The organism is Kitasatospora sp. NPDC007106 (assembly GCF_040634455.1).
GTDB lineage: Bacteria > Actinomycetota > Actinomycetes > Streptomycetales > Streptomycetaceae > Kitasatospora > Kitasatospora arboriphila.
In genome coordinates, this window is sequence record NZ_JBEYFP010000179.1 from 1 (window position 1) to 10,356 (window position 10,356).

Consider the following 10,356-nt stretch of genomic DNA (forward strand, 5'->3'; position numbering starts at 1 on the left):
TGCCGGACTCTCCCCTCAGTCCGGCAGCTGCCGGAACTCCACCACCCGCAGGCCGAGCGCCCGGAAGCGGGCCAGCAGGCCGTACAGGTGCGCCTCGTCGACCACCTGGCCGTACAGGACCGTCTGGCTGGGGACGACGTAGCTGTCGAGCTCGGGGAACCCCTCGGAGAGCATCGTCTCCGACATCGTCCCGGCGACCCGGATCTCGTAGTGCATGGGCACACGCTCCCTCGGTACCCCACGGCCTCGGACCCCCTGCTCCACCGTCCCCGGTACGGCCGGTCGGGTCATCACCCGGCCGGGGTGGGACGGCCCGCTCAGAGCAGGTGCAACTGCCGGGCCCGGCGCACCGCCTCGCCGCGGCGGGTGGCGCACAGCTTGCGGTTGATGCTCTTCAGGTGCGTCTTCACGGTGTTCACCGACAGGTGCAGGTCGGCGGCGATCTCGTCGGTCGACATCAGCTGCGCCACCCGGACGAGCACGTCGTGCTCGCGCTCGCTCAGCTGCTCCACCACCGGGGCGGGCGCCGGTGCGTCACCCGGACGGGGGAGTCCGGCGACCAGGTCCCGGGGCAGCCAGCCGTGCGCGTGGGCCAGGGCCGGGCGCTCCTGCAGCAGCCGCCGCACCCACGGGCCGGCCTCCCGGAACGGGCGGCGTAGCCGGTCCGGGCGGGCCACGGCCAGCGCCTGCGCCAGCAGCCGGTGGGCCGCCGCCGGATCCCCGAACGCCGACGCGGCCCGGGCTCGGACCAGCTGCGCCCGGACGGCGACGGCCGGCCGCACCGCGCGGGCGGGCACCGCGTCGAGCGCCGCCAGCGCGGCCCGCGGATCGTTCGCGGCCAGGTGCGCCTGCGCGGCGGCGACGGCCGGCTCCGGCCCCTCGCCGGCGGCGGACAGCACCCGAAGCGCGGCCACCGGGTCACCGGCCGCCAACTGCGCGGCGCACTGCCCGAGCGCGATCCGCTCGCGCGCCCAGGGCGAGGGCTTGTCGGCCGGCGCCGGGCGCTCCGCCGCGGCCAGCGTCAGCAGTGCGCCGCGGGCGTCCCCGGAGTTCAGCAGCAGCTTCGCCTTGAGCACCGCCAGGCCGACCACCAGCAGCGGGTCGTGGCGGGCGCCCGACCCGGCCTCGGCCCGCTCCAGCGCCGTCCGGGCGACGGCCAGGTCGTCCCGGTCGAAGGCGATCTCCGCCAGCACCAGGTGGCCGACGCCGCTGTGCGCCGAGGGCGGCAGCCCGCACCGGGCGGCCTCCGCGATCGCCTCCACGGCGTGCGCCTCCGCCCGGCCCGGTGAGCCGAGCAGCAGGTCGATCAGCGCCAGCCGCCCCAGCGACTCGTGCCGGACGGCCGCCTGAGCGGCGCCGCCCGCGGCCTCGGCTGCCGCCGCCAGTCCGGCCCGCGCCGCGTCGAACCGGCCCTCCCACAGCTGGGCGGAGCCGAGCCCGGCCAGCAGCAGGGCCTTCAGCTCCGGGTGCGCCCGCAGCCGTTCCTCCGGCACCTCGTGCTCCAGCTCGGCCGCGCTCTCCGCGGCGTTCTCCGCCATGTCCGCCGAGCCGAGCAGCCGCGCCGCCAGCACGCGCAGCACGGCGCCGCTCAGCCGCGCGGCGGCGCTGCCGGTGCCGGGCGGGGCGAGTTCGTCGGCCCGGCCGAGGTGGGCCAGCCCGCGGTCGACGTCCCACCGGGCGAGCGCCCGGGCGGCCCGGACGAGCGCCACGGCCGGCCCGTCGGCCTGCTCCGGCATGCGGGCGAACAGCGCGCCCAGCCGGGCGGCGTCCAGGCCGGCCAGCAGCTGACCGACCGCCAGGTCGTCGACCAGCCAGCCGGCCGCCGTCTCCCAGTCCCCGGCCGCCGCGGCGTGCGGCAGCGCGTCGGCGAGCCGCCCGGCGTCGTGCAGCCAGTGCGCGGCCCGCCGGTGCAGCTCCTGTTCCAGGCCCGGGTGCCGGGCGCGCAGGTGCACCCGGAGGATCTCGGCGAACAGCGTGTGCTGCCGGTACCAGGCGTGACCGAGCGGGGTGACGAAGGCGTTGGCGTGCCGCAGCTCCTCCAGGATCCGGGCGGCGTCCTGCCGGCCGGTCAGGGCGTCCGCCAGCCCGGTGTGGGTGCGCTCCAGAATGCTGGTGCGCAGCAGCAGGTCCTGGGTCTCCGCGGGTTGGGCCTGCAGCACCTCGGCGAGCAGGAAGTCCGCGACGGTGCTGTTGCCGGCCTCGAACTCGCGCAGGCAGCCCTCCGGGTCGTCGGTGTTCTCGGTGGCCAGTGCGCACAGCCGCAGGCCCGCCGCCCAGCCCTCCGTCCGGCGGGTCAGCGCCTGCACGCCCTCCTCGGAGAGGGCCAGTCCGTGCCGGGTGAGCAGGACACCGGTCTCCTCGGCGGTGAAGGCGAGGTCGGTGCCGCGGATCTCGGCGACCGCGTCGGCGGCCCGGTAGCGGTGCAGCGGCAGCAGCGGCTCGTCCCGGCTGATCAGGACCAGCCGCAGCCCGCCCGCCGCGTGCCGCAGCAGTCCGTCCAGCGCCTCGGCGACCGCCGGGGAGGTGACGTGCTCGAACTCGTCCAGCACCAGGACGACCGGGGAGCCGCGCCCGTTCAGTCCGGCGGCCAGCCGGTCCGGCAGGGCGAGGTCCACCTCGGCCGCCCGGGCGGGGCCGGCCACGTCCGCGGGGAGCGGGATGCCGCCGTGCCGCAGTGCGGCGAGCAGCTGCGCCCAGAACACCCCGGGTGCCTCGTCGCCGCGTTCCAGGGTGAGCCAGACGACCGGCCCGGGCAGGGCGGCCCGCGCCGCCCAGTCCGCGACCAGCAGGGTCTTGCCGGCCCCGGCCGGGCCGTTGACCAGGACGAGCGGCCGCTGCAGCCCCGCGGTGAGCCGTTCGGCGAGCCGTTCGCGGCGGACGAAGGTGCGGGGGACGGGCGGCGCGGCGAAGCGGGCGGCCAGTACGGGGTCGCCGTTCGGAGCAACGGGGGGAGCAGCGGGGGGAGCGGGTGCCGGGGCCGGTGCGCCGACGGCGGCCGGCCGCCGATTTCCTGAGCTGTCTGGCATGGCGACCACCGGAGTCCAGGGCGCGCGCCGGGTGCACACGTCGTCCCGGCTTCAATCATCGGTACACCCCCGGGCGGCCGCAACGCACGGAGGGTGACCGCCGGGGCGGCCGGTCACCCGCGCCGGGTGGTGCGGAGCCGCCCGCTTGACCGCACCCTGATCTGGGGGACTGTCCAGGACACCCGACACGGAGGTCTCGATGGCGACCGCACCCTATCCCGCCGGAAGCTTCCGCCCGACGCCGCCGCGGGCGACGCAGCAGGGCGAGTCCATGCGGATGTTCGCCGCCGTCATGCTGGGCGTCCTCGCCCTGTTCAACGGCCTCGACGGCATCGCGGCGATCGCGCAGTCCAAGGTGTTCGTCGGCGACGCCCGCTTCGTCTTCGGCGACCTGCGCGCCTGGGGCTGGGCGATGCTCGCCCTCGCCGTCGCGCAGGGCTTCGCCGCGGCCGGCGTCCTCGCCCGCAACCAGCTCGCCCGCTGGTTCGGCGTGGCCGTCCTCGTCCTCAACGCCTTCGCCCAGATGGCCTTCATCCCGTCGTACCCGGTCTGGTCCGTGCTGGTCATCGCCATCGACGTGATCGCCCTGTACGCGCTGATCGCCTACGGCGGCCGCCCGGAGCCCGGGCCGCCGGCCCCCTGAGCCCCCACCCGCACCCGCACCCGAGGAGCCCGAAGTGACCGACGAAATCAACGAGATGGGCCCGATCGACTACGTGGTGATCGAGTTCCCCGGCAGCAAGATGACCGGGGAGGGCCTGCCGCTGCTCGTCGACCTGGTCGACCGGGGCATCGTCCGGATCATCGACCTGATGTTCATGAAGAAGGAGCTCGACGGCTCCGTCGTCGGGCTGGAGATCGCCGACATGACCGGCGACGGCGAACTCGACCTCGCGGTCTTCGAGGGTGCGGCCTCCGGCCTGCTCGGCTCGGAGGACCTCGACGAGGCCGCCGCCGCCCTGGAGCCCGGCAACTCGGCCGGCCTGATCGTCTACGAGAACCTGTGGGCCGCGCCGTTCGCCGCCGCCCTGCGCCGCGGCGGCGCCCAGCTGGTGGCGAGCGGCCGCATCCCGCTGCCGGACCTCGTCGCCGCGCTGGACGCGCTCGAGTCCGAGGAGTGACCGGCCACCCGCCGGTACCGGAAGACCGAAGGAGAGAACCATGCCCGGACTGATCCGAGGAGTCGCCCGCACCGCCGTGGTCGCGGGCACCGCCACGGCGGTGTCCAACCGCGTGTCCCGGCGGCAGGCCGGCCGGTGGGCCGATCAGGAGGCCCAGCAGGCCCCGCCCCCGCAGCAGGTGGTCTACCAGCAGGCACCGCCGCCGCCCGCGCCGCCGGCCGCCGCCCCGGTCAGCATGGACAGCAAGATCGACCAGCTCAAGGAACTCGCCACGCTCAAGGAGCAGGGCATCCTCACCGAGGCCGAGTTCGAGGCGCAGAAGGCCCGGATCCTCAACGGCTGACCGACTCGCTGTCAAACCCCCTGGAGGCGCGGTGAACCGGTGGAAGCCGCTGATCGTCCTCGGCACGGGCCAGTTCCTCATGGTGCTGGACGCGTCGGTGATGAACGTGTCGATCAGTCAGCTCGTCGAGGACTTCGACACCGAGGTCACCGCGATCCAGGGGGTCATCACCCTCTACACCCTGGTGATGGCCGCCTTCATGCTCACCGGCGGCAAGATCGGCGACATGTACGGCCGCCGCCGCACCTTCGTGATCGGCCTGGTCGTCTACGCGGTCGGCTCCGGCCTCACCGCGATCGCCCCGAAGCTGTGGGTGCTCGCGCTCGGCTGGTCCGTGATCGAGGGGCTCGGCGCCGCCCTGGTGCTGCCGGCCCTCGCGGCCCTGGTCGCCGGCGCCTACCGGGGCCGCGACCGGGCCGTCGCCTACGGCGTGATCGGCGGCCTCGCCGGCGCCGGCATCGCCGTCGGCCCGCTGCTCGGCGGCTGGGTCACCACCTACCTCACCTGGCGGCTGGTCTTCGCCGGCGAGGTCGTCCTGGTGGCCGCGATGCTCTGCCTGATCGGCTGGATCCCGGCCGAGGAACCGCCGAAGGAGCGGCCGAAGATCGACCTGGTGGCGGTCGCGCTCTCCGCGGCCGGGCTCGCCCTGGTCGTCCTCGCGGTGCTGCAGAGCAGCAGCTGGGGCTGGCTGGAGCCGCGGAACCCGCCGTTCACCGTGTTCGGCTTCTCGCCGACCCTCTTCGTGATCACCCTCGGCGGCCTGCTGCTGTTCCTCTTCGCCCGCTGGGAACTCGGCCGGGAGAGGGCGGAGAAGCCGACCCTGGTGCACCTCGGCCTGTTCCGCGTCCGGTCGCTGCGCTCCGGTCTGGTCACCCTGTTCAACCAGAACACCATCCTGCTCGGCCTGTTCTTCGTGATCCCGCTCTACCTGCAGGTGGTGCTGGGCGAGGACGCCTTCGAGACGGGCCTGCGGCTGCTGCCGGTGTCCATCACCATGCTGGTCGCCTCGATGAGCGGCTCGCTGCTGCTGCGGATCGCCTCACCGCGCACCATCGTCCGGGCCGGGTTCCTGGTGCTGCTCGCCTCCATCGTCTGGCTGCTCGCCACCATCGACCCCGAGCTGAACGACCTCTCGTTCGCCCTCGCCATGGCGGTGATGGGCCTCGGGATGGGCATGCTCGCCTCGCAGCTCGGCAACGTCGTGCAGTCCAGCGTCGGCGCCGCCGACCGCAGCGAGGCCGGCGGACTCCAGTACACCGCCCAGAACCTCGGCTCCTCGCTCGGCACCGCACTGATCGGTGCGATCCTGATCGGTGCGCTCGCCGCCTCGCTGGGCAACCTGATCAAGAACGACCCGAGGATCTCCGACGAGGTGGCCCGGCAGGCCGGCACCCGGATCGAGGCCGGCCTCACCTTCGTCCCCGCGGACGGCGTCGCCGACGCCCTGGCGCAGACCTCGATCCCGCCCGCGGAGGCGGACGCCATCGTCGACAACTACCGGGACGCCCAGATCACGGGACTCAAGGTCGCCGTCCTCGCCAGCGGCGGCATCGCCCTGATCGGCTTCCTCTGCACCACGGCGCTGCCCGCCCACGTCCGAGGCAAGGGGCCGGGCGGCGAGGAGGCGGAGGACGAGGACGGCGAGGACCGCGAGGACGTCGCGGCCTGACGGCCCGCGGGGCGCGTCCTCCCGGGAAACGCGGTGGTCGATCCAGGGGCGCGTGGGGGCACCTCCCGGCCGAAGGCCGGGGGAGAACTGCGCAGTCCGGGAGCGGTGTTCCTGGCGAACTCGGATCACCGCTGGTCCGAAAGGCCGCCCGCAGCCCGATCGCGCAGTCTCCCCCCAGCCTTCGGCCGGGTGCCCCAACGCGCCCCTGCAGGGCACGCACGCGCCGTGGAAGACACGCCTCGGCGCCGGCGGCACGCACTTTCCGGCACCGCCGGAATGACCGTGCGGCGGGTTTGGGCGGCGGGCCCGGCCTCGGGCAGGCTGTAGGGCGACCGGCCCGTACGGGCCCCGCGCCGAGAGGAGCCCCGCCATCGCCGCCGCCGCGCACGGCCCGCAGTCGCTCGACCGGGCGCTCGACCTGCTGGACGCCGTCGCCGACGCACCCGGCCCGGTCGCCGCCCGCGACCTCGCCGCCCGGCTCGGCTGCTCGCTCTCCACCGTCTACACCCTGCTCGGCCCGCTCACCGCCCGCGGCCACCTCGCCCGCACCCGCGGCGGCTACGTGCTCGGCCCGCGGATCCCCGCCCTGCACCGGGCGTACCGGCGGCGGGAGCCCACCGAGCCCGACGTCCGCGACCTGCTGCTGCGGGTGGCCCGCGCGGCCGGCACCCCCGCGTACTACAGCACCTGCCGGGACGGCCGGATCGCCGTGGTCGAGAGCACCGGGCCGCCCGCGGCCGACGGCGACCCCTTCGAGGCCGGCACCGAGCCGCACGCGCACGCCACCGCCCACGGCAAGGTGCTGCTCGCCGCGCTCTCCCGACCGGCCCGCCGCCGCTACCTGGCCGAGCACGGCCTGCCGCGGTTCACCGAGCACACCATCACCGACCCCGACCGGCTGGAGGCCGAACTCGGCCTCGTCCGCCGACTCGGCCTGGCGGTCTCGGTCGGCGAGTACGACCCCGACTGGATGTGCCTGGCCGTGCCGCTGCCGCCCGCCGGCGGCGGCCCCGCCCGGGCGCTCTCCGTCTCGCTGCCCACCGCCCACCGGGCCGCCCGCGGCCGGATCGGCGACGTCCTGACCCGCGCCGCCCGGCAGTTCGGCTGAGCGGCCGTCACCGCCCCACCACCACAACACCGTTGAGGAGCCAGCCGTGATCCTGATCAACGTCAAGTTCACCGCCCGCCGCGAGTACGCCGACAGCTGGATGGCGCGGGTCGACGCGTTCACCCGGGCCACCCGCGAGGAGCCGGGCAACATCTTCTTCGAGTGGTCCCGCAGCGTCGACGACCCCCAGGTGTACGTCCTCCTGGAGGCCTTCGCGGACGCCGAGGCCGGGGCCGCCCACGTGAACTCCGACCACTTCAAGGCCGCCATGGCCGAACTGCCGCAGGCCATCGCGGCCAAGCCGCAGATCATCTACGTCGAGGCGCCGGTCGACGGCTGGGGCGAGATGGCCGAACTCACCCCCGCGGAGTGACCCCGGACGGGCCTGCGCGATCCGCCCCCGGGGCCTCACACCCGGAGGTACCATCCGTGCGGCAGGCGTAACGGCCGGGGAACCCCGCACGACACCTCCGCGCAACAGGGCCTTCCTACGTTGGACACAGGTGGGAGCGTCCCACCGGGCCGGTCGGCGGGACCCCGCCACCGCGGGCGGGGCCCGGACCGGCGGCCACGAGAGGGGCAGCCGTGACGGTGCCGACGCCGCAGCAGGAGACCAGCCGGGTGAGGACGGCCTGCTCGTACTGCGGGGTCGGCTGCGGCATCGTCCTCGACGTGGCCCGGGAGGCCGACGGCCGCCGGAGGGTGGTCAAGGCCTCCGGCGACCCGGCCCACCCGGCGAACGCCGGCCGGCTCTGCACCAAGGGCGCCACCCACGCCGACCTGATGGCCGCGCCCGGCCGGCTCGGCACCGCCCTCGTCCGCACCGGCCGCGGCGAGGAGCCGGCCGAGGCCGACGTGGACGCGGTCGTCGCCGCCGTCGCCGGACGGCTGCGCGCCATCGTCGACGAACACGGGCCGGACGCCCTGGCGTTCTACGTCTCGGGCCAGATGTCCCTGGAGGCGCAGTACTTGGCGAACAAGCTGGCCAAGGGCTTCGTACGGACCTCCCGGATCGAGTCCAACTCCCGCCTGTGCATGGCCAGCGCGGGCTCCGGCTACAAGCTCTCGCTCGGCGCCGACGGCCCGCCCGGCTCGTACGAGGACTTCGAGCGCGCCGACCTCTTCCTGGTCATCGGCTCCAACATGGCGGACTGCCACCCGATCCTCTTCCTGCGCATGATGGAACGGGTCAAGGCCGGCGCGAAGCTCGTCGTCGTCGACCCGCGCCGCACCGCCACCGCCGAGAAGGCCGACCTCTTCCTGCAGGTCCGCCCCGGCACCGACCTGGCGCTGCTCAACGGCCTGCTGCACCTGCTGGTCGCCGGCGGCCACACCGACGAGGCGTTCATCGCCGAGCACACCGAGGGCTGGGAGCAACTGCCCGACTTCCTCGCCGACTACCCGCCCGCCGCCGTCGCCGAGCTGACCGGCCTCGCCGAGGCCGACCTGCGGCAGGCCGCCGAGTGGATCGGCACCGCGGGGGAGTGGACGAGCTGCTGGACGATGGGCCTCAACCAGTCCACCCACGGCACCTGGAACACCAACGCCCTGGTCAACCTGCACCTGGCCACCGGCGCCATCTGCCGCCCCGGCAGCGGACCGTTCTCGCTGACCGGCCAGCCCAACGCCATGGGCGGCCGCGAGATGGGTTACATGGGCCCCGGACTGCCGGGCCAGCGCTCCGCCCTGGTCGAGGCGGAACGGGTCTTCACGGAGGACCTCTGGGGCATCGAGCGGGGCAGCCTGCGCGCCGAGGCCGGCGCCGGCACGGTGGAGATGTTCGAGCGGATGGCCGAGGGCGAGATCAAGGCCTGCTGGATCATCTGCACCAACCCGGTCGCCTCGGTGGCCAACCGGCGCACCGTCATCGAGGGCCTGGAGGCGGCCGAACTCGTCATCACCCAGGACGTGTTCGCCGAGACCGAGACCAACGCCTACGCGGACGTGGTGCTGCCCGCCACGCTCTGGGCCGAGTCCGACGGCGTCATGGTCAACTCCGAGCGCAACCTCACCCTCGTCCCGGGCGTGGTGGACGCCCCCGGCGGGGCCCGGCCCGACTGGCGGCTGATCGCCGACGTCGCCTGCGCCATGGGCTACGCCGAGGCCTTCAGCTACGCCTCCGCAGAAGAGGTCTTCGAGGAGCTCAAGCAGGCCTGGAACCCGACGACCGGCTGGGACCTGCGCGGCGTGACCTACGACCGGCTGCGGGAGGGCCCCGCGCAGTGGCCGTGCGCCCCCGGCGGCCCGGACCGCAACCCGGTGCGGTACCTCAACGACGGCGTCAGCCAGCAGCCGCTGGTCCGCGAGGACGGCTCCCGGCCGCGGCTCGCCTTCCCCACCGAGTCCGGCCGGGCCCGGTTCTATGCCCGGCCGCACCTGCCGCCCGCCGAACTGCCCGACGACGACTACCCGTTCGTGCTCAACACCGGCCGGGTGCAGCACCAGTGGCACACCCTCACCAAGACCGGCAAGGTCGCCAAGCTGAACAAGCTGAACCCGGGCCCGTTCGTGGAGATCCACCCGGTGGACGCCGCCGCACTGCGGGCCGCCGACGGGGACCGGCTGGAGGTCGCCTCCCGGCGCGGCCGGGCCGTGCTGCCCGTGGTGGTCACCGACCGGGTGCTGCCCGGCACCTGCTTCGCGCCCTTCCACTGGAACGACATGTTCGGCGAGTACCTGGGGATCAACGCCGTCACCAACGACGCCGTCGACCCGGTCTCCTTCCAGCCCGAGTTCAAGGCCTGCGCGGTCTCGCTCACCCGGGTCGCCGCCGTCGCCGACCCGGCCCCGGCCGCCGTCGCCGCCCCCGGGCCCACCCTCACCGCGGCGGCCGCCGAGGGCGGTACCGCGATCGCGGCCCTCACCCGGCTCTTCGCGCTCACCGACCTGGCCGCCCCGCCCGCCTTCGCCGACCACGAACGCCGCTACCTCGCCGGGTACTTGGCAGGCCTCGGCGCCACCGCCCCGGCCGGCGCGGTGCCGGTGCTGCCGGCCGACGCCCCCTTCGACCCGGCGCACGCGCTGTGGGTGGACGGCGTGCTCGCCGGGATGTTCTCCCGCTCCGCCCCGCCCGCCGCCCGGCCCGCGGG

At 75.0% G+C, this 10,356-nt stretch carries 9 protein-coding genes and 1 pseudogene; 8 read left to right on the forward strand and 2 right to left on the reverse strand.

Translation table 11 applies throughout. The features are described 5' to 3' along the window. Positions 1-15: 15 nt before the first annotated feature. Positions 16-216, reverse strand: a complete 201-nt coding sequence (locus ABZ641_RS16685) for a hypothetical protein (RefSeq protein WP_263102957.1) — start codon at positions 214-216, stop codon at positions 16-18. A gap of 101 nt (positions 217-317) precedes the next feature. After that, positions 318-3,026 carry a LuxR C-terminal-related transcriptional regulator gene (locus tag ABZ641_RS16690; RefSeq protein ID WP_359982553.1) on the reverse strand — a complete coding sequence of 903 codons (2,709 nt, stop codon included), beginning with the start codon at positions 3,024-3,026 and terminating at the stop codon, positions 318-320. A 199-nt stretch (positions 3,027-3,225) separates the two neighbouring features. Here ABZ641_RS16690 and ABZ641_RS16695 point away from each other — a divergent pair, with 199 nt between their 5' ends. The 8 genes and pseudogenes from ABZ641_RS16695 to ABZ641_RS16730 form a co-directional block, all read left to right on the forward strand. Next, entirely contained in the window at positions 3,226-3,669 is a 444-nt protein-coding gene (locus ABZ641_RS16695) for a hypothetical protein (RefSeq protein ID WP_344624163.1), read from the forward strand. A 34-nt stretch (positions 3,670-3,703) separates the two neighbouring features. Further along, positions 3,704-4,147, forward strand: coding sequence for a DUF6325 family protein (locus ABZ641_RS16700; protein WP_030276444.1), 444 nt, complete (start codon positions 3,704-3,706; stop codon positions 4,145-4,147). A gap of 40 nt (positions 4,148-4,187) precedes the next feature. Beyond that, positions 4,188-4,490, forward strand: coding sequence for an SHOCT domain-containing protein (locus ABZ641_RS16705; RefSeq protein ID WP_030276446.1), 303 nt, complete (start codon positions 4,188-4,190; stop codon positions 4,488-4,490). 31 nt (positions 4,491-4,521) lie between these two features. Next, the gene (locus ABZ641_RS16710) at positions 4,522-6,159 is read left to right on the forward strand and encodes an MFS transporter (protein WP_344624162.1); all 1,638 of its coding nucleotides are present in this window, start codon (positions 4,522-4,524) and stop codon (positions 6,157-6,159) included. A gap of 370 nt (positions 6,160-6,529) precedes the next feature. Next, positions 6,530-6,694 (forward strand): annotated as a pseudogene (locus ABZ641_RS16715) (helix-turn-helix domain-containing protein); the annotation flags it as partial. Positions 6,695-6,721: 27 nt separating this feature from the next. Further along, positions 6,722-7,267: an IclR family transcriptional regulator C-terminal domain-containing protein gene (locus ABZ641_RS16720; protein WP_344624161.1), complete on the forward strand. Its 546-nt coding sequence runs from the start codon at positions 6,722-6,724 to the stop codon at positions 7,265-7,267. 46 nt (positions 7,268-7,313) lie between these two features. Continuing rightward, a complete protein-coding gene (locus tag ABZ641_RS16725; RefSeq protein WP_344624160.1) occupies positions 7,314-7,640 on the forward strand; it encodes a putative quinol monooxygenase in 327 nt (108 codons plus the stop codon). Between the two features lie 212 nt (positions 7,641-7,852). Continuing rightward, positions 7,853-10,356 (forward strand): nitrate reductase (locus ABZ641_RS16730; protein ID WP_359982558.1); only part of this gene is annotated, 2,504 nt, incomplete at its 3' end.

Coding starts and splice junctions, on each gene's coding strand:
- ABZ641_RS16695 (WP_344624163.1), top strand. CDS start 3,226: ATGGCGACCGCACCCTATCCCGCCGGAAGCTTCCGCCCGACGCCGCCG.
- ABZ641_RS16690 (WP_359982553.1), bottom strand. CDS start 3,026: ATGCCAGACAGCTCAGGAAATCGGCGGCCGGCCGCCGTCGGCGCACCG.
- ABZ641_RS16685 (WP_263102957.1), bottom strand. CDS start 216: ATGCACTACGAGATCCGGGTCGCCGGGACGATGTCGGAGACGATGCTC.
- ABZ641_RS16705 (WP_030276446.1), top strand. CDS start 4,188: ATGCCCGGACTGATCCGAGGAGTCGCCCGCACCGCCGTGGTCGCGGGC.